Raw genomic sequence first — 18,895 nt, forward strand, 5'->3', positions numbered from 1 at the left:
ATCTGCTGTTGGACATGTTCCGTAGGGTCATGTCGAATGACAGATAATTGGAATTTGTAATTCCATTAAATGAGTTATTATTTTAGAATAACATCACTTCATAGCTCTTCTTTAGGTATTTCTTTTTGGGGAGAAAAAAAGAAACAAAAAAATGTTTTTTGTCGTCCAGCAAAGGCGAATTATGCTGCGCAGAACCGGGATTCACTCCGCTCGCGCCTATAGTTTTGACACTGGCGCACATAGCCCTCGCTAAGGTCAAAACCCCGTCTACCGCTGCGTTCATTCCCTTTCGCTGTAGCTGAACGACACCGTTTTTCAGAATAGTTTGAAACCTCATAGCTAGAAATAAATTTAAAATTTATTGGCTTGAAAATAGCCTAACCAGCGGTTAATCCCGACGAAAGATGGAAACGCAGCATGAGCAAAGCGGCAGGCGCATTTTTGACCCAGTGCTAGGGTTATAGCTAAGCGTCAAAAATTAAAGCCGTATGCGGAGTGGACATCGGTTCCGCAACGCGGAATTCGTATTGGATTAACCGAATTGAAATAAAGTTTTTTTGTTTCTTTTTTTCTAAAAAAAGAAATGCCTAAAGAGTTAATTAATCAGAAAAATTAAATTTTTATCCCTCCAACAATTCTTTTCATCAATTACCTAGGATTTTCTTTTTTTAGAAAAAAAGAAACAAAAAAATGGTTTCTGTCGTCCAATAGCTAGAAATAAATTTAAAATTTATTGGCTTGAAAATAGCCTAACCAGCGGTTAATCCCGACGAAAGATGGAAACGCAGCATGAGCAAAGCGGCAGGCGCATTTTTGACCCAGTGCTAGGGTTATAGCTAAGCGTCAAAAATTAAAGCCGTATGCGGAGTGGACATCGGTTCCGCAAAGCGGAATTCGTATTGGATTAACCGAATTGAAATAAAGTTTTTTTGTTTCTTTTTTTCTCAAAAAAAGAAATGCCATGTGAAATGGAATTAAGAAAAGTGCATGACTAAAACCTTCGAAAATCGTAAGGAATTACAAATTCCATTTATCTTACAACCGCCATACCCTTCAGAATATGTCGATCAGCAAGTTTCAATTATACTTTATAATTCATCATTTATAATGGAACATTTACCATTCCACATTTTCCCTATCTTTGCAAGCATGATAATCCTCTACATTCTTCTCGGCATTTTGGCAGGAGCTGGTATCACCTACCTCCTACTCCAAGGTAAAATCAACATATTGGCTAACCAACTGGCCATACTCCAACAAGAACAAGTTAAATGGACTGGCACAGAAGAGGAGAACAAAAAGAAAATCCAAGACTTAGAACAAGAAAACAAAGCCCTATTTGGGAAAGTATCTTTATTAGAAGGACAAAACTCTAGCCTGCGGGAATCCCTCGATAGCCAGAAGGCCGACGAAGAAAAAATGCGGAAAATGCTGGTGGATATCAGTAATGAATCCGTACTCCGACAAGGGAAAGTACTCAGTGAACAACAACAAGTGAAACTCAACGACGTACTCAATCCACTCAAAGAAAAGCTAAAAGAGTTTGAAGAGAAAGTCAACCTGGGACAAAAGAGCAGCATTGAGCAAAATAGCGCCTTGATGGAGCAAATCAAAAACCTCACCAGCCTCAACCAAACCGTTACCCAAAAAACAGAAGATTTGACCAATGCGCTCAAAGGCTCCAATAAAACCCAAGGAAACTGGGGTGAAATGATTCTTGAACGCGTATTGGAAAGCTCTGGCCTCAAAAAAGGCTCTGAATACGAGACCCAATTCGTGACCAGAAATCAAATGAACGAAAGCATCAAACCGGATGCGGTGATTTTCTTGCCTGACAACAAAAATCTAATCATTGATAGCAAAGTATCTTTGGTGGCTTATGAACGCTATACCAGTGCCGAGGAAGGCAGTATGGAGAAGGATTTGGCACTGAAAGCCCATATTGAATCCCTCAAGAACCACATCAAAGAATTATCTGCTAAAGATTACCACACGGGTCTCAACTTGAATAGCCCGGATTTTGTCTTGCTTTTCATCCCGATTGAATCCGGGTTTGTGGCGACCATCTCTCAAGACACGACCTTGTTCAACTTTGCCTGGGAAAGAAAGATTGTGTTGGTCTCCCCTTCTACCCTATTGGCCACGCTACGGACGATTGCTTCCGTTTGGAAAACGGAATACCAAACTCGTAATGCCTTGGAGATAGCCCGACAAGCCGGAGATCTCTACGACAAATTTGTCAGCTTTACCCAAGACATGGAAGACGTAGGTAAGCACATCAAAAAGGCCGAAGATGCCCATGCCAATGCCGTTAATAAGCTTAGCACCGGAAAAGGTAACCTGGTTACCCGTGCGGAGAAACTCCACAAACTAGGCATCAAATCTACCAAAAAACTCAACCAAGGGCTGATTCAGGAGGAGGATTCTGACGAAGAAGAGGAACTGTAAATGGTAAGTGGTGAATGGTAAATGATTCATTTTGAATGAAGAAAGTAGAATTTTTGATATGAGACACCGTCGTGCAGCCCTGCGAAATGTGATGAAAGAAGCGGTAGACGAGGTTTTGACCTCAGCATAGGCTATGTGCGTCGGCGTCAAAAGTATAGGCGATAGCGGAATGAATCACGGTTCCGCGAAGCGGAATTCGCCTTGGCTGAACGACAAAAAAGATTTTTTTTGTTTCTTTTTTTATGAAAAAAAAGAAAATCCCAAGTATATGCTGAATCGTATTGTTATTTTGAAACAACATGAAAAGTCTCACAAAATAGCTTTACCGAAGATTTAATTCACATGGTATTTCTTTTTTTTCATAAAAAAAGAAACAAAAAAAACAGAGGAAATACGGTTAATCCAAAACGAATTCCGCATGCGCGGAACCGATGTTCACTCCGCATACGGCTTTAATCTTTGACGCCAACGCACATAGCCTATGCGAAAGGTCAAATATCCGCCTGCCGCTTCGCTCATGCTTCGTTCCCATCTTTCGTAAGATTAACCGTTCAATGTAGAATGAAGAAGTAGACGAGGTTTTTTATTAAAAATTCTAAATTCTTCATTTTACATTCTACATTAAGAGGTATTTTACACAAACGGTTGAATACTTTCTCTTAGCTATTTTCTTACTCCATTTTAGCCAAAATACCTCCATTTTCGTTCCAATAATGAATTAAACGGCATGTTCTCAATTTCTATGGTTCATTTTCCACAAAAATTTCAATTTGTCTTTACAACTAAGTAGGTCATTTGTACTTTATAAAATAGCCAAGAGACAGATTATTTATAAATTGAAAACATATTTTACATTAAAAACTATTCCGTTCCAACTCGTCAAAACATGAAATGCGTTATGTGTTGTGATTATTTTTTGGCACTAAACAGCCCATAAATTAAGAATGTAGGTTTCTAGGGAAACAAAAGTATTTATTTGAGTTGCGTATATTTGAAATTTAGCAAAGATTTTACGAACGACACAGACTAGCAATAAAATATGCCATATAAAGCAGACACAGAAATTGACTTGACAGCCCAGACTACAGGGAGCTATATTATTGCATCTCAGCATAGAAAAAAGGGAAACCCTAATAAAAGTATTTGGACGATAACATTTGATGAAGAAGTTAATTGCTTTATTCAAGCACTTAATGGCGACTGGAAAATAGGAAAAGAAGCATGGGGCGTTAAAGTTATTGGCGACATCCTTCAAGTGGTTGGATTAAACAATAACAGACAAGAATTGAAATTAGCTAAATTCGTTGACGGAACTAATACAAATGTTTGGCATGGTTACCCTGCTGACTATATGAGCAAAGCACAAGATAGACCTGCAACAAATATTCTAAAAGTTTGGGTAGATAATGGCTTCTTAACAAAAGCAAAAATGAGTAAAATTAGACTTGGACAATCATGCAACCTGTAAAAATCACAATAAAAGGCGACTACTATGACTGTCAAATTTACCGTGGCAGGTTATACCTATGGACTTTTGACGGAGATTTAAAAGTTTATAACTGGAATGACATTGTTCAATCCTTTATCAAAAAGGATACTGATAAAATTGCAATGACTTTTTGTTTCTTGGACGGAAACTATTTGTATAAATCATCATTGGTTGAATTATTCAAGGATGTAGATTTTAAAAAGTTACTACTTGCCAAATTCATAAAAATAGAGAAACCAGTTTTTCTATTAACAGAAAAGCAATTAGAAAAATTTCTTTTCGGACAGCAAGAAACACCAACAGGAATTTTGCCAACTGACACAGAAATTTACAGTAACAAATTATACTTCATTCATGAACAGGGACTTTTTTCTGGCCCTGCTCACCGAGCCAAATCTGACAAGTTTCCAGTTAGTTCCCGTCCTTCAAAACTTTGGGACTGTAATTTACTTTCAATTAAAGCCAACAAGTATCCTCAATTAGCTTTGTCAGGTGGCAACGAAGGTTTGTTCGAATTAAATATGGCAACAAGTCTGCCAAGCAATCTTGAAAGGGTTGAACAAAGAAGCCCAATTTTTCAGATTAGTAAAAGTCATTCTTCATTCTCAAACTACTCTTATTTGAATATTTATAATACTTCTTTAATTGAAAATTCTTTCTTAGCAATGTTCAAGTGGAATATTACAAAAGATAATAATCAAAGAGACAAACCATTAAGAGATTTCGATACAAACATTAACGATCAACAAATATTCAATGTCAAAAACAAGCAACACTTTATAAGTTGGGGAATTGAAGACAAATTATACAAAGCGACTGAAGGTGGATTTGAAGTTATCAAGTATAACAATTATGCGAACAAAGAAAAGGGTGAAGAAACATTTACACGTCTAAAAACTGTTGACCTACACGCTTGGAAAGGCAAAGTAATAAATGGTGGGACTGCATATTTTGGAAATATAGTTGAATGCGAAAATGCCTTAGTTGTAATCCAAAGTGACGGACAATATTTGACAATACCTGGACCAATAACACGTTGGCGAGTTTATCCAAGGTCTATGAATTACGAAAACCATCTTCATGTAATCTTAGACGACAAAATTGAGATTTATTCATTTAATCATGACTACTTTCTTAACCAACAAGATAAAGAAATTGGAATACAATTTACAGGAGTAAAAAACAAAAGAACACCAAGGGTAAGTTACTTTGATGACACTGACGAAAGTTTATTTGACAATGTTGATTTACCATTCTAAACTAAAAGAAAAAAACTATGCTAACAGCACCTACCCAAAAGGCAGGGTTTCTTGCTCCGCAGATACATTTGAGATAACAGAAAGTTCAGTTTTCCGGAATAAGTTTAGTGTTTAAAATCTCGCTCTTCGGGTAGCTACAAAAGATGTGTTCGCATTTCCTTCAGAAGTAAACTCTATAAGGAAATTATGACCATTTCTGAGTCCAAAAGCACCAATTGCAAAACGAAAACTATGAATAGAACAAACAAAGATATAAAAGACCAATTTGACTTCTTTACAGAATTAGTTTCTGCAGACAAAATTGTTTTAGCCAAGACGATTCAACTTGAACCGAAAAAGAGTAATGTAAAATGGTTAACTGGACAAAGCAATGTTCAACATCAAACTATAACTGACGATATTTTTTTCTTCGTTGAAAGAAGCAAACGGGATTCAAAATATGGCATAAAACTTCGTTGCCCTTCATTTACAAATGAACCCTTTTTCCGATTCGACTCTGATGGGCCAGCTCATAGAAATAATTTCCCTAACATTCCACTTGAAGAACAGTCTGTGACAACTCCTCACTTCAATTCATACAAGGAAGACGGAATGCAAATCGCATATAAGAATGAAACTTTAAGAAAAGAAGGTGAAGCAAAAATAATTGTTGAAGACATAAATTTCGGAGTCTCTCTTTTTTGTATGGAAACAAACTCAAAGTTGTCCAATGGTGAATTTCCAGCTATTGTTGATATTGCACCTGAGTTAGAATTTAATCAAATTCAAAATATTAACTTTGACAACATTACTTTTGAGTAGCAATGGATAATAATCAAATCATAGAAAGAATAAAATCTTCATTTTGTAGTCTGACCAATTTTAAAGTCAGACAAAATGCATTAGAAGTAATAACTGCTTACTCGACAATTAATAACAAATTTGTTTCTGTGTTTATTACATTTACAAATAACAAAATTGTTCTTACAGACAGTGGGTGGATAGACCAAAACTATTACGAGACACCTCTAAATGACGATTCTGAAGATATTGTGAGAAGAATAATTTCCACTTTCAAAAATTCTTTCAATGTTAAATCAACATTAGATAATTCAGGCATCGAGTTTTACTACAAAACCTGTGAAAATATTGAACAAATTCCTAGTGCCGTTTTTGACCTTGCTAACTTTATAGTTGGGGTTGTTAATTCATATTGCATTCAATACAAAGACGAGAAAGAAGAAAAAGAAAGAGAAACTTTCAGAAAAGATGCTAACGATTTTTTAAAGGTAAATTATGCTAATAATGTAAGATTACGTTATGCACTTGACGACTTCAAAGGAATTAAGTTTAATGCCATAGTAAATAAAGGTGCTGATCTTTTTATACTTACATATGTTACAGGCTCGACACAGACATATTTTGAAAATGACTTACGTAAATCCATTGTCAATTTTGAAATAGCGGTAAAGTCAAAGTATCGCGACAACATCAAAGAAAGAGTTACAATAGTTAATGACAAATCAGAAGGATATTTACCAGAAAAATCATCATATATTTTTGAGATTCTCAACGAAAAAACCACAAGGGAACCGATTAAATGGACAGAAAAAGAACGAATCCTTGAACTGATATGAAAATATTAACTGGGACTAACAGCACACACAAGAAATTGGAGGTTCAGTGGTTAAATTAAGCTTTATGATCGTATCAAGTTATATTGTTGCAGACAGTTTAGCCCTTCGACAAACTCAGGTCGAGTACATAGACATCACCACTTTCATTAGCTACCAAACAATATCAGTTTGCTCATAAATTTCACAACCCAATTATTTGTTTCCTAATAAAGAAACTTTCATCTTTGTCGAAACGTTAGTCACGTGCAGAAAGCAAAATTCGAAGTAGAATTTTTAGAAGATGCGGCCAAGTTCCTGGAGACTCTTGATGAAAAAGTCAGAGATAAAATCATTTACAACATCAATAAATCAAGATTTTCCAGCGATAAAGAGCTTTTCAAAAAATTGACTGACGAAATTTGGGAGTTTAGGACACTATATAACAAAACTCATTACCGACTTTTTGCATTTTGGGACAAATCAGAGAAAAACAATACCATCATCATTTCAACCCATGGATTAATTAAGAAAACAGGCAAAACACCTAAAGCTGATTTGGACAAAGCAGAGAAATTAAAGGCTGCATATTTTGAGCTAAAATCACCAAAAATGACCAAGAAATGAAAACTTATAGCCTAGAACACATAACCGACAAACATATTGGCAAAAAGGGTACACCCAAGAGAGATGCTTTTGAACAAGAATTGCGAATGGATTTATTAGGAGAAGCTATTCGAGAAGCTAGATTGCAACGCAATTGGACACAAGAAGAACTAGGACGATTAGTAGGTGTAAAAAAAGCTCAAATTTCTAAATTAGAAAATAGTCTAACTGATGCCAGATTTGAAACGATCCTCAAGGTATTTAAGGCACTCAACGCTAAAATAAATTTCAACGTTGAGTTGCTTGGTTCGAAACCGCAGCCTAAAAAGCCGGCTAAACAAGTAAGCGTAAAATTGTAAGCTACGCTTTCTTCAAAAACTCCGTCTTCAAGACCATCATTGTTTTTTCAACTTTGCCTTCTACTTCGCCTTCAAAATCGGTTAAGCGGATGTTGCGCACCATGGTTCCGCGTTTGATCACGCCAGATGATCCACGTACTTTTAAATCTTTGATGACTGTTACTGAATCTCCGTCGTTCAATAAATTACCGTTGCTGTCTTTAACTTCCATGTGCTATAATTTGATTAATATTTTTGGTTCCTATTTCTAAAGCCCAATAAGCGCTGCGCTAAGTCGGGCCGCTGTAATTTGGTCAAACGGTTCCGAATCCAATCCTTGAACTCGGCTTTGTACCAAAAGAAATACTTATTTTGATTTTGTTTCTCTTCCTTGGTTTTGGCCGTATAAATGGGTTGTAGGGTGTATGGGTGCACGCCGGTATAGTAAATCACCTCCGCTACCGTCATGGGCGTCGGAGTGAAATCCTGCACTTGCTCCAATTGAAAGCCTAAATCCTTAGTTTCTGCCGCTAAATTAGCCATATCCACTTCCTCACATCCTGGGTGAGAAGAAATGAAATAAGGAATCAAGGGCTGCTTTAAGCCATGCTTGGCCGAAATGGCATCGTATTTCTCTTTGAACTTCCGGAAGTATTTGAAAGATGGCTTGCGCATAACGCGTAAGGTGGCATCTGAAGTATGTTCAGGTGCAACCTTCAAACGACCCGACACATGGCGCGTAATCAATTGCTCCATGTATTCATCGTGGTTCATGTCGGCATTGTTCTTATTGAAATCATCCACCAACAAATCATAACGAACCCCTGAACCCACAAAAGCTTTTTTAACGCCCGGATGCGCATCTACCTTGCGGTAAATCTCCGTCAATGGCTTGTGGGAAGTATCCAAATTGGAACAAATCACCGGATGAATGCAGCTTGGACTAGAACAACGCGCGCAAATTGACTCGTCTTTGCCCTTCATGCGGTACATGTTGGCCGAGGGACCGCCCAAATCCGAGATATACCCCTTAAAATCCGGTGATTTCGTGATTTGATCTACCTCCTTCATGATGGATTTCTCACTCCGAGAAGCGATGAATTTCCCTTGGTGGGCCGATATGGTACAAAAACTGCAACCTCCAAAACAACCTCGGTGCATGTTGACCGAGAATTTAATCATCTCAAAAGCAGGAATAGGTCCTCTCTTCTTGTATTTAGGATGCGGTAAACGAGTATATGGCAAATCAAAAGATCGGTCCATTTCCACCTCATCCATGGTTTTGAAGGGTGGATTAATTACCAAAGTTTGATCCCCTACTCGCTGTGTAATGCGGTTTGCCTGCCATTTATTGGACTCAACTTCTACAATCTTGAAGTTGGCCGCGTATTTGATTTTATCTTGTAAACAATCCTCATGACTGCTCAGCTCCACTGTCTCCCAATCTTCGATATTCGGTAATGCCTGAGTCGCGGGCTGCAAAAAAGCCACCTGTTTGATATGCGTCAAATCTTTGAACGGAATTCCACTTTTCACCCCACGAATAATTTCGCGTAAAGGCTGTTCACCCATGCCATAGACCAGCATGTCGGCTTGTGAATCCACCAAAATGGAGGGGAATAATTTATCTGCCCAGTAATCATAATGCGTCACTCGGCGCAAAGAAGCCTCAATGCCGCCAATCAAGACAGGCACATCGGGATAAATTTCTTTGAGTATCTTGGAATAGACCGTCGTGGCATAATCGGGTCTAAAACCCGCTTCGCCACCTGGGGTATAGGAATCATTGGAACGCAAACGACGATTGGCCGTATAATGATTCACCATGGAATCCATACAACCGGCTGTCACCCCAAAGAAATACTTGGGTTTCCCCAATTTCTTAAAATCCCGCAAATCATCTTGCCAATTGGGCTGCGCCACAATTCCCACCTTCAAGCCCTCACTTTCCATGATTCTACCAATCACTGCCGTGCCAAAAGAGGGATGGTCTACGTAGGCATCGCCTGATATTAAAATAACATCTAGCTCGTCCCAGCCGCGTTTTTCCACTTCTTTTTTTGTCAAGGGTAACCAGTCGGTGATCGGTCTTTCTTCCATTCTACAAAATTAATTGAATTTGCTTGGTTTACCTAGTTTGGTTAAAGTGGAATGGTAGAATGTAGAATGGTAAATGGTGAATGGTGAATTATAAATTATAAATGATGGTGGAATCCTAATACCAAATAAAAAACGGTTAATCCCGAACGAAAGATGGGAACGAAGCATGAAAATAAATTATAAATGATAAAGTATAAATGGATTTAGCTTCAATTTACCAGCCTTATAACTAAACACTAATAACCAATCCCTAAACAGGTTAATCCCGACGAAAGATGGGAACGGAGCATGAGCGAAGCGGTAGGCGCATTTTTGACCTGTGCGCTAGACTTAGATAAGCGTCAAAAATTAAAGCCGTATGTGGAGTGAACATCGGTTCCGCAACGCGGAATTCGTGTTAGATTAACCGAATTTAAATAAAGTTTTTTTGTTTCTTTTTTTCTCCAAAAAAAGAAATGCCTAATGAGTTAATTAATCAGAAAAATTAAATTTTTATCCCTCCAACTTTTCTTTTCATCCATAACCTAGGATTTTCTTTTTTTTCAAAAAAAGAAATGCCATAGGAGTTAATTACTCCGGATAATTAAAATCTAATCCCTCCAACATTTCTTTTTATCCAATATCTAGGATTTTCTTTTTTAGAAAAAAAGAAACAAAAAAATGGTTTCTGTCGTCCAGCAAAGGCGAATTCTGCTGCGCAGAACCGGGATTCACTCCGCTCGCGCCTATAGTTTTGACGCTGGCACACATAGCCATTGCTAAGGTCAAAACCCCGTCTACCGCTGCGTTCATTACCTTTCGCTGTTGCTGAACGACGCCGTTTTTTAGAACAATTTAACATGCTTTAGCTAGAAATATTTAAACTTTATTGGCTCGAAAGGTAGCATGACCAACGGTTAATCCCGACGAAAGATGGGAACGGAGCATGAGCGAAGCGGCAGGCGTATTTTTGACCTGTGCGCTGGACTTAGCCAAGCGTCAAAAATTAAAGCCGTATGTGGAGTGAACATCGCTTCCGCAACGCGGAATTCGTGTTGGATTAACCGAATTTAAATAAAGTTTTTTTGTTTCTTTTTTTCTCCAAAAAAAGAAATGCCATAAGAATAACTTTGAAGTGATGTTAGCCTAAAAACAATAAATCATTTGATGGAATTACAAATTCTCAATATCTGTCATTCGACATGACCCTGCGGAACATGTCGAACAGCACGTTTTTTTGTTTCTTTTTCTCCAAAAAAAGAAATGCCTAAAGAAGAGATTTGAAGTGATGTTAGTCTAAAACAATAAGTAATTTGATGAAATAACAAATTCCTTTATCTGTCATTCGACATGACCCTGCAGAACATGTCGAACAGCAGGGACAGAATTGACATCCACTATCCTTATGAAATTTAAGGATGATTATTTCCCAATCTATCCTATTTTTGTAAGATATGCAGCTTTCCATCATTTTTGTCAACTACCAAAGTGAAGATCTTTTACTGAATTGCTTCCGAAGCATTTACCAGTACACCACTGGGCTTGACTTTGAATGCATTGTGGTGGATAATAAGTATCAAGCTGGGGCCAATGAGGCCATTCTCCAAGAATTTCCAGCTACTCAATGGATTGACTTGGGCTATAATGCCGGATTTTCCAAAGCCAATAATGCAGGTTTAGCCGCAGCAAAAGCACCTCATGTCTTATTCATGAATGCAGACACCCTGGTTACCGACAATGCCATTGGCAAGGCCTACCAATACCTCATCGAAAAGCCAGATTTAGCCGCAGTGGGAGCTATTCAAGTGGATTCGACAGGTAAACCTATCCCCTATTATCGGACACTAAACGACATCCGCATTGATTTATACATTTTGCCCAATATCCCAACTTGGAAACGATTCGTGTATAATTGTTTTCCCAAATTTGTCCCTGAACAAAGCTATGAAACCAATAATTTGGTTGGCTTTTTCTTGATGACGAGTAAAGAGGTAATTCGGAAAGTAGGTGCTTGGGATGAGGATTTTTTCATGTATGCCGAAGATGCCGAATGGTGCACTCGATTGATTAAAGCGGGTAAATTGGTCTATTTTGAGGATATCCGAGTGACCCATTTATTGGGCCATAATCCCTTCCGAAGGGCGAAAACCTCCTGGGTCAATCGTTTTTCGGTACAAATCCAGGTATCCAATTTGCTCTGGATTCGGAAAAGTTATGGACTGGGAGCCTATTTCTTGATTTTATTGAACTATGCGGCTATCGTGCCCTTATTTTGGACTTGGAAGATTCTATTGAACCTGCTGAAAATGAGGCATTGGAAGCACAATACCGAAAATCAGGTACTTTTCACGCAGAAAACTCGGATGCTGTTTCGATACTTTTGGCAGACTGTTTTTTTACAGAAGAAATCCTACCAGATAAAAGCCGCAGAAAATATACAATAATTGGCATTGCTGATAAATATCATGCACAATTCATGTCACCAATCTAAGGATTATGTAGTAAATTCGTTTTTAGCCTAATAACACCCAAAAATAGTAAATTTTGAATATCTCGGAGCAATTATTTCAAGCCTTATCGAAGCAATGCCAACCCAAAGAATTGGATTGGTTGAAGGACAAATCATCGAAAGACGCCAATTCCTTGTCGCTCAGCTTTGTCATGGTTCCTCGTTTTATTGAAAAACAAGAGCTAGAAAAGAGTGTATTGGACGATACTGCCAAGATCCTACCTGACTGGAACTGGGATGGCTGGACTTTGGACCGTTTGGCAAGGGTCTATTTACTGAGTTTATGCCAAGAGCGTGGATTAGATCAGGAGGCTTACATCAAAAAAATCAATCTACTTTTTGATACGGCGGAAATGAATGAAGCCGTAGCCCTGTACTCTGCCATGCCCATTTTGGCCTATCCCGAAGCATGGATGAACCGTGCCACGGATGCCGTGCGTTCCAATGTAGGACTCATCTTTGATGCTATTGCCTTTGGTAATCCCTACCCTAAAAATCATTTCTCGGAATTAGCTTGGAACCAATTGGTCTTGAAATGTATTTTCAACGATAAGCCCATTCACCAGATTGAAGGATTGGAAGCCAGAAATAACGAGGCTTTAATTGCTACTTTGGTTGATTTCGCCCATGAGCGTTGGGCAGCGAACCGCCGTGTACCTTCTCAAGTTTGGCGTTTGTTGGTGCCATATTTAACTGTAGCTATGTTGAGCGATATCGAGAAATTGATTCAGTCCGACAAAGAATCGGATCGTATAGCTGCCAGCTTAGTGCTTGACCAAAGTCATTTAGCTGAGGCCAAGGCCTTGGCAGAAAAATATAAAAATCAGCTTCCTGCTGTTCCTGCGGAATCTTGGGGAGCCTTAGAGAAACCAGAACCCATTTACCAACCAGCCTAAGATTATGTGCCAGAATCCACACCAATCGAACCCATCCCATTTTCAAGGTTCTGCTGAAGAAGCCATGACGGCGAGTACGGTAGAACAAAGCTTTGAGCAGTATATCCAAGGCATGAAGTTTTTTGATCCTCATGTGCACATGACGGCCAGAACCACGGATGATTACCAAGCTTTAGCTGATGCAGGTGTCGTGGCGATCATTGAACCGGCCTTTTGGCTAGGTCAACCGAGAACAGGCTTATCGTCCTTTAAAGACTATTTTGCCACCTTGGTCGGTTGGGAGCGTTTTCGTTCTTCGCAGTTTGGCATTAAGCATTATTGTACTATTGGATTGAACTCCCGTGAGGCCAATAACGAAGCTTTGGCGGAGGAAGTTATGGAGATTTTACCTTTGTTCTTACAAAAAGAAGGCGTAGTAGGTGTTGGGGAAATTGGTTTTGATGACCAAACGGCTCTCGAAGAAAAATACTACCGTGCCCAATTGGAATTGGCCAAAGAAATGAATTTACCTGTGCAAGTTCATACGCCCCACCGCGACAAGAAAAAAGGAACGGAAAGAAGTATGGCCATTGCATTGGAACATGGTTTAGACCCGAAAATGGTCATCATAGATCATAACAATGAAGAAACCGTTAAGTCTGTGTTAGACCAAGGATTCTACGCGGCCTTTACCATTTATCCATTCACGAAAATGGGCAATGAGCGCATGGTGGAAATTGTAAAACAATATGGACCATCCATGATCATGATTAATTCCGCTGCCGATTGGGGTATCTCCGATCCCTTAGCAATTCCTAAAACAGCGGCTTTGATGAAAATGAAAGGCATTTCGGATGAAGATATTCGTTTAGTCACCTATCAAAATGCTTTGGATGCTTTTGCACAAAGTGGACAAATTAAGGAGTCAGACTTCATTCATGGCATGGAAATTGACCAGTCCTTGAAGTTCAATGGCAACACCGTTTTACGTGGTGGACAAGCTCCAAGAGTCAACAAAAACTCTTTGATCATTAGCTAATGAGTCAGATTAGGGCATTTTTGGAATTAACCCGACCGGCCAATGTCATCACCGCTTTGACGGATGTGATGGCAGGCATGGCCATCGTGGGCTTCCTCTTTGTCTGGAAGGATTATTCCATTCAGCCCTTGGTTTTATTAGGTTTGTCAACCATGTGTCTGTATGCGGGTGGAGTGGTGTTCAATGATGTCTTTGATCGTGAGTTGGACAGCGTAGAACGACCAGAAAGAGCCTTGCCCAGTGGACGAATTTCCTTGACAGCTGCCGTAACCGGTGGCTTATTGCTTTTAACCCTAGGCATTTTCTTAGCCTTCAAACAAAGTTTATTGAGTGGCTACGTGGCTATCATCATCACGCTATTGGCTCTTTTCTACGATTGGAAAGGAAAACACATGACTTATTTCGGTCCCATCAACATGGGGCTTTGTCGGGCCTTTAACCTTCTCTTAGGCATGTCAGTCTACGAATTTGGTCTCATAGAACAAGGTCAATGGATGATACTTCCCTTGATTTACATTGCGGCCATCACCATGGTGAGTCGGGGTGAAGTGCATGGAAGCACCCCCTGGCCCATTGCCGCAGCAGCCTTTTTCTTTTTAATTATTCATGCGGCCCAACTTTCCATTGCGATAAAATCGGAACAATGGATTGCCATACCTTTCATTATCTTACATATCACTCTTATATTTAAACCTTTAATACGAGCGTATCAAAACCCCATTGGTCCTAATATCGGAAAAACCGTGAAAGCAGGAGTCTTATCACTCATTGTGATGAACGCTGCTTGGGTGAGCCTGAGTGGACAATGGATGATCGCTTTGGCAGTATTGGCCCTCTTGCCCATTTCCATACGGGTAGGGAAATTCTTTGCCGTTACGTAATTTTATAGCATGCAGTCATTAGAACAATATTTTCAGGTACCCTTCCGCTATCAAGTCATTTTTTCCAAAGGCTTATTTCATGCCGATAATCCCGTTTTTAAGGATTTCATATTGAACTTTGGATTGGCTGATTTTAGAAAGAGAATTGTGTTTGTCATCGACAAAGGAGTAGCTGATGCACATCCGAAGCTCACCAAGCAAATCGTCCAGTATTTTGACAAGTATCCCGTGGCCGATTTAGCCCCTGAAATACTAATTTTGCCAGGGGGTGAAGTATGTAAAAATGACCCTCGGTATTACGAAGAGGTAGTTCGCGCTATAGATGAGCACCGCATTGATCGTCATTCCTTTGTAGCTTGTATTGGTGGTGGAGCATTTTTGGATATGAGCGGTTATGCCGCAGCCATTTCGCACCGAGGAGTGAAATTCATCCGTATTCCCAGTACCGTTTTATCTCAAAATGATTCGGGAGTAGGTGTAAAGAACGGGGTGAATTATCAGGGCAAAAAAAACTTTTTAGGCACATTCGCTCCGCCCGTTGCGGTATTCAATGACGTGGATCTTTTAGCTACTCTACATGATCGTGATTGGAGATCAGGTATAGCTGAAGCCATCAAAGTGGCTTTAATCAAGGATTTGACTTTCTTCCAATGGTTGGAAGCCAATGCTCAAGCCATGAATGAGCGTAATGAAGCGGTCATGATTGAGCAAATTTACCGTTGTGCCGAATTACATATGCAGCATATTTCCAGCGGAGATCCTTTTGAATTAGGTTCAGCTAGGCCTTTGGACTTCGGTCACTGGGCAGCGCATAAATTGGAATATTTAAGCAATTTCGAGATTCGTCACGGAGAAGCAGTGGCCATTGGCATTGCTTTGGATACGGCTTATTCCCATGAAATAGGCTATTTAACAGCAGAGGAAAGAGACCGTGTTATTGGGGTCATCCGAGCTTTAGGTTTTGATACTTACCATCCTGCATTGGCAGAAAATGATAAAGCCAATTTGTTTAAAGGCTTGCAAGAATTCCAAGAACATTTGGGGGGACAGCTTTGCATCACCCTATTGGAAAAATTAGGAAAAGGAAAAGAAGTGCATGAAATGAATTTCGATTTGATAAAAAAATCGGTTGATTTCTTGGCTCAATTAGGCTAGATCCATATGAAAACAGCACACGGACTTTTAAGTTATTGTTCCAATATTCATCCCGGTGAAATCTGGTCGGAGCATTTTGCTAACCTACAAAAAAACATCCCAGCCGTGAAAGCCGCGGTAAGTCCTGATGCTCCCATGGGCTTGGGTCTGCGAATAGCGGATTTGGCAAGCAAGGATTTACAGGATGAACAAACTTGGAAAGCCTTGGTGGATTGGTTGAAAGCCGAAGACTTATATGTGTTTACCTTGAATGGATTTCCTTTCGGGGGCTTCCATGGGGTAGTGGTGAAAGATGATGTGCATACGCCCGACTGGACTACACCTGAGCGATATGAATACACGCTACGCTTGGCGCATATATTAGTAAAATTATTGCCCAAAGATCAAACTTCAGGTGGAATATCCACCTCGCCACTCTCCTACCGTTTTTGGTGGAAAAGCCCTGAGGCATTGCAAGAAGCCACTGAAAAAGGTACCATCGCCTTAGTGAACTTGGTAGATCAATTGGCACAGATAGAAAAAACGACAGGTAAAAATATACACATCGACATAGAACCAGAGCCAGATGGTATTCTAGAGAATCATCGGGAATTTGTCGATTGGTTTGATCAATGCCTATTGCCTTTGGGTAAAGCACATTTACAAGCCAAAGGGTACACAGCAGAAAAAGCAGAAGAGTTGATTCGTCGACATATCCAAATCTGCTTTGACATTTGTCATTTTGGGGTAAGCTATGATCATCCAGCTACCTGCATTGCCGAGTTAGAAAGCAAAGGAATTGGTGTTGGAAAAATTCAGGTAAGTTCTGCCTTGCGATTGGATTTCCGTCAGGATGCGGAAGAAAAATTAGCCTTGCTCAAGAAATACCAAGAGCCGGTGTATTTGCATCAAGTAAAAGCCAAAAAAGCAGATGGCAGTTACATCCAATACCCAGATTTGGATCAGGCATTTGCCGCCTATGAGTCCGGAGCCTTTTTGGAATGGCGCATTCATTATCATGTGCCTCTATTCTTAGAGTCTTATGGTTTATTGGGCTCTACACAAAAAGAAATCAGAGAAACCTTGGCTATCCAAAAGCAAAAAGCCTTTACGGGACAAATGGAAATAGAAACCTATACTTGGGGAGTATTACCTGAGGAACATCAAATTCCTATTCATGAATCCATCATTCGGGAGATTCAATGGGTACAAGAACAATTAAACGCCTAATATTATGCAAAAAACGGTTGTCATTGATGTAGTCGGTTTAAGTCAAAGCGTGCTTTGCGAGCATACTCCTTTTTTTAATCAATTCATTGCTGCGAGGCAATTGAGCCTTATTAAGCCCGTTTTGCCAGCGGTAACGACCACTTCTCAAAGTTGTTATGTCACCGGAAAATACCCGAACGAAAACGGCATAGTGGGCAATGGCTGGTATGACCGAGAAGATGCCGAAGTGAAGTATTGGAAACAGTCCAATCATTTGGTACAAGGAGAGAAAATTTGGGATGCGGCTAAAAGAGAAAATCCGAATTTCACTTGCGCTAAAATGTTCTGGTGGTACAACATGTATTCCACAGCAGATTATTCGGTAACGCCTCGCCCGCAGTACCATGCCGATGGTGTCAAAGCACCCGATTGTTATTCTCATCCCGCATCTCTTCGAGATGAATTGCAGGCGGAATTAGGCACATTTCCTTTGTTTAATTTTTGGGGACCCAATGCCAATATTAAATCGACCCGCTGGATAGCCGATGCTTCCATTTGGGTAGATAAGAAATATAATCCTACGCTGAATCTGATTTATTTACCTCATTTGGACTATTGCCTACAAAAATTTGGCCCAGATCTTCCCAAGATTGCGAAGGAATTGCAGGAAATCGATGAGGTAGTCAAAGACTTGGTGACCCATTTTGAAAGTACGGGGGCTAAGGTCATTCTTTTGTCGGAATACGGCATCAATGAAGTGAATCAGCCGATTTACATCAATCGCATTTTACGCGAGAAGGGTTTGATTAGTGTGCGGGTAGAAAGAGGCTTAGAACTCTTAGATGCAGGAGCTAGTGCGGCATTTGCTACGGCAGATCATCAGATTGCCCATGTCTACATTCAAGATGCGAATAAAATAGCCGCATTGAAGGCAGATTTAGAAAAAGTTCCAGGCATAGCCAAGGTATTAAATAGGGAAGAACAAAAAGCCTACCACATAGACCATGCTCGCAGTGGGGAATTGGTATTAATTGCTGAGCCACAAGCCTGGTTTGTCTATTATTTCTGGATGGATGATGCCAAAGCTCCTGATTATGCGCGTTTGGTCGATATTCATCGTAAGCCAGGGTATGACCCGGTAGAGATGTTCATGGACCCTAAAAACCCTTTCATTAAACTAAGAGCAGCCTATAAATTAGCCAGAAAACTGAGTGGATTCCGTTATTTAATGGATGTGATTCCATTGGATGCGACCTTAATCAAAGGTTCACATGGGGGTATTTTTTGCGAGCCCGACTATTACCCAGTGTACATTTCGGATCAAAAAGAGCTTCCTAATCAAGTAGAGGCACCTGAAGTATATGATTTAATTTGGAAAAGTATTTTTCAATAAAAATTTAATTAGAAAAATTTGCACTATATTTAGCCATTAAATCA

Annotated in this window: 18 protein-coding genes; 14 read left to right on the plus strand and 4 right to left on the minus strand. The window is 39.6% G+C overall.

The features are described from left to right. Nucleotides 1-82 precede the first annotated feature (82 nt). On the minus strand, nucleotides 83-337 hold the full coding sequence (locus ESB04_RS10695; RefSeq protein WP_129027743.1) for a hypothetical protein: 255 nt from the start codon (nucleotides 335-337) through the stop codon (nucleotides 83-85). An 812-nt stretch (nucleotides 338-1,149) separates the two neighbouring features. Here ESB04_RS10695 and ESB04_RS10700 point away from each other — a divergent pair. The 7 genes from ESB04_RS10700 to ESB04_RS10730 all read left to right on the plus strand — a co-directional run bounded on the left by ESB04_RS10700 (nucleotide 1,150) and on the right by ESB04_RS10730 (nucleotide 7,753). Then, a complete protein-coding gene (locus ESB04_RS10700; RefSeq protein WP_164969648.1) occupies nucleotides 1,150-2,448 on the plus strand; it encodes a DNA recombination protein RmuC in 1,299 nt (432 codons plus the stop codon). Nucleotides 2,449-3,487: 1,039 nt separating this feature from the next. Continuing rightward, on the plus strand, nucleotides 3,488-3,916 hold the full coding sequence (locus ESB04_RS10705; protein ID WP_129027745.1) for a hypothetical protein: 429 nt from the start codon (nucleotides 3,488-3,490) through the stop codon (nucleotides 3,914-3,916). Further along, entirely contained in the window at nucleotides 3,904-5,196 is a 1,293-nt protein-coding gene (locus ESB04_RS10710) for a hypothetical protein (protein WP_129027746.1), read from the plus strand. The genes ESB04_RS10705 and ESB04_RS10710 overlap by 13 nt, the downstream gene beginning before the upstream one ends. Nucleotides 5,197-5,427: 231 nt before the next feature. Next, a complete protein-coding gene (locus ESB04_RS10715) occupies nucleotides 5,428-5,997 on the plus strand; it encodes a hypothetical protein (RefSeq protein WP_129027747.1) in 570 nt (189 codons plus the stop codon). A 2-nt stretch (nucleotides 5,998-5,999) separates the two neighbouring features. Further along, nucleotides 6,000-6,812, plus strand: a complete 813-nt coding sequence (locus ESB04_RS10720; protein ID WP_129027748.1) for a hypothetical protein — start codon at nucleotides 6,000-6,002, stop codon at nucleotides 6,810-6,812. Between the two features lie 243 nt (nucleotides 6,813-7,055). After that, nucleotides 7,056-7,415: a type II toxin-antitoxin system RelE/ParE family toxin gene (locus ESB04_RS10725; RefSeq protein ID WP_129027749.1), complete on the plus strand. Its 360-nt coding sequence runs from the start codon at nucleotides 7,056-7,058 to the stop codon at nucleotides 7,413-7,415. Then, entirely contained in the window at nucleotides 7,412-7,753 is a 342-nt protein-coding gene (locus tag ESB04_RS10730; protein WP_129027750.1) for a helix-turn-helix domain-containing protein, read from the plus strand. The genes ESB04_RS10725 and ESB04_RS10730 overlap by 4 nt, the downstream gene beginning before the upstream one ends. A 1-nt stretch (nucleotide 7,754) precedes the next feature. On the opposite strand, the gene ESB04_RS10735 is transcribed toward ESB04_RS10730, so the two are convergent. The 3 genes from ESB04_RS10735 to ESB04_RS10745 form a co-directional block, all read right to left on the minus strand. Further along, nucleotides 7,755-7,964, minus strand: a complete 210-nt coding sequence (locus tag ESB04_RS10735) for a zinc ribbon domain-containing protein YjdM (RefSeq protein ID WP_109322565.1) — start codon at nucleotides 7,962-7,964, stop codon at nucleotides 7,755-7,757. 14 nt (nucleotides 7,965-7,978) lie between these two features. Next, a complete protein-coding gene (locus tag ESB04_RS10740; RefSeq protein WP_129027751.1) occupies nucleotides 7,979-9,832 on the minus strand; it encodes a YgiQ family radical SAM protein in 1,854 nt (617 codons plus the stop codon). 612 nt (nucleotides 9,833-10,444) lie between these two features. Beyond that, nucleotides 10,445-10,624, minus strand: a complete 180-nt coding sequence (locus ESB04_RS10745) for a hypothetical protein (protein ID WP_129027752.1) — start codon at nucleotides 10,622-10,624, stop codon at nucleotides 10,445-10,447. 641 nt (nucleotides 10,625-11,265) lie between these two features. On the opposite strand from ESB04_RS10745, the gene ESB04_RS10750 reads away from it, so the two are divergent. The 7 genes from ESB04_RS10750 to ESB04_RS10780 all read left to right on the plus strand — a co-directional run bounded on the left by ESB04_RS10750 (nucleotide 11,266) and on the right by ESB04_RS10780 (nucleotide 18,851). Beyond that, on the plus strand, nucleotides 11,266-12,255 hold the full coding sequence (locus ESB04_RS10750; RefSeq protein ID WP_129027753.1) for a glycosyltransferase family 2 protein: 990 nt from the start codon (nucleotides 11,266-11,268) through the stop codon (nucleotides 12,253-12,255). A gap of 100 nt (nucleotides 12,256-12,355) precedes the next feature. Next, nucleotides 12,356-13,216 carry an EboA domain-containing protein gene (locus ESB04_RS10755; RefSeq protein WP_129027754.1) on the plus strand — a complete coding sequence of 287 codons (861 nt, stop codon included), beginning with the start codon at nucleotides 12,356-12,358 and terminating at the stop codon, nucleotides 13,214-13,216. 64 nt (nucleotides 13,217-13,280) lie between these two features. Continuing rightward, nucleotides 13,281-14,234 (plus strand): TatD family hydrolase, encoded by a 954-nt coding sequence (locus ESB04_RS10760; RefSeq protein ID WP_235832236.1) that lies wholly within the window; start codon nucleotides 13,281-13,283, stop codon nucleotides 14,232-14,234. Beyond that, nucleotides 14,234-15,115 (plus strand): UbiA-like protein EboC, encoded by an 882-nt coding sequence (gene eboC / locus ESB04_RS10765; protein WP_129027756.1) that lies wholly within the window; start codon nucleotides 14,234-14,236, stop codon nucleotides 15,113-15,115. The genes ESB04_RS10760 and eboC overlap by 1 nt, the downstream gene beginning before the upstream one ends. Nucleotides 15,116-15,124: 9 nt before the next feature. After that, entirely contained in the window at nucleotides 15,125-16,270 is a 1,146-nt protein-coding gene (locus tag ESB04_RS10770) for a 3-dehydroquinate synthase (protein WP_129027757.1), read from the plus strand. Nucleotides 16,271-16,276: 6 nt separating this feature from the next. Then, nucleotides 16,277-17,479 carry a metabolite traffic protein EboE gene (gene eboE, locus ESB04_RS10775; RefSeq protein ID WP_129027758.1) on the plus strand — a complete coding sequence of 401 codons (1,203 nt, stop codon included), beginning with the start codon at nucleotides 16,277-16,279 and terminating at the stop codon, nucleotides 17,477-17,479. A 4-nt stretch (nucleotides 17,480-17,483) separates the two neighbouring features. After that, nucleotides 17,484-18,851 (plus strand): alkaline phosphatase family protein, encoded by a 1,368-nt coding sequence (locus ESB04_RS10780; RefSeq protein WP_129027759.1) that lies wholly within the window; start codon nucleotides 17,484-17,486, stop codon nucleotides 18,849-18,851. Nucleotides 18,852-18,895 lie beyond the last annotated feature (44 nt).

Origin of the sequence: Aquirufa rosea (genome assembly GCF_004118285.1) — a bacterium.
Taxonomy (GTDB): Bacteria; Bacteroidota; Bacteroidia; order Cytophagales; family Spirosomataceae; genus Aquirufa; species Aquirufa rosea.

Bases quoted from the DNA above. Each gene is read 5' to 3' on its own strand.
- ESB04_RS10695 (WP_129027743.1), bottom strand. From the start codon at position 337: ATGAGGTTTCAAACTATTCTGAAAAACGGTGTCGTTCAGCTACAGCGA.
- ESB04_RS10700 (WP_164969648.1), top strand. From the start codon at position 1,150: ATGATAATCCTCTACATTCTTCTCGGCATTTTGGCAGGAGCTGGTATC.
- ESB04_RS10705 (WP_129027745.1), top strand. From the start codon at position 3,488: ATGCCATATAAAGCAGACACAGAAATTGACTTGACAGCCCAGACTACA.
- ESB04_RS10710 (WP_129027746.1), top strand. From the start codon at position 3,904: ATGCAACCTGTAAAAATCACAATAAAAGGCGACTACTATGACTGTCAA.
- ESB04_RS10715 (WP_129027747.1), top strand. From the start codon at position 5,428: ATGAATAGAACAAACAAAGATATAAAAGACCAATTTGACTTCTTTACA.
- ESB04_RS10720 (WP_129027748.1), top strand. From the start codon at position 6,000: ATGGATAATAATCAAATCATAGAAAGAATAAAATCTTCATTTTGTAGT.
- ESB04_RS10730 (WP_129027750.1), top strand. From the start codon at position 7,412: ATGAAAACTTATAGCCTAGAACACATAACCGACAAACATATTGGCAAA.
- ESB04_RS10735 (WP_109322565.1), bottom strand. From the start codon at position 7,964: ATGGAAGTTAAAGACAGCAACGGTAATTTATTGAACGACGGAGATTCA.
- ESB04_RS10740 (WP_129027751.1), bottom strand. From the start codon at position 9,832: ATGGAAGAAAGACCGATCACCGACTGGTTACCCTTGACAAAAAAAGAA.
- ESB04_RS10745 (WP_129027752.1), bottom strand. From the start codon at position 10,624: ATGAACGCAGCGGTAGACGGGGTTTTGACCTTAGCAATGGCTATGTGT.
- ESB04_RS10750 (WP_129027753.1), top strand. From the start codon at position 11,266: ATGCAGCTTTCCATCATTTTTGTCAACTACCAAAGTGAAGATCTTTTA.
- ESB04_RS10760 (WP_235832236.1), top strand. From the start codon at position 13,281: ATGACGGCGAGTACGGTAGAACAAAGCTTTGAGCAGTATATCCAAGGC.
- eboC (WP_129027756.1), top strand. From the start codon at position 14,234: ATGAGTCAGATTAGGGCATTTTTGGAATTAACCCGACCGGCCAATGTC.
- ESB04_RS10770 (WP_129027757.1), top strand. From the start codon at position 15,125: ATGCAGTCATTAGAACAATATTTTCAGGTACCCTTCCGCTATCAAGTC.
- eboE (WP_129027758.1), top strand. From the start codon at position 16,277: ATGAAAACAGCACACGGACTTTTAAGTTATTGTTCCAATATTCATCCC.
- ESB04_RS10780 (WP_129027759.1), top strand. From the start codon at position 17,484: ATGCAAAAAACGGTTGTCATTGATGTAGTCGGTTTAAGTCAAAGCGTG.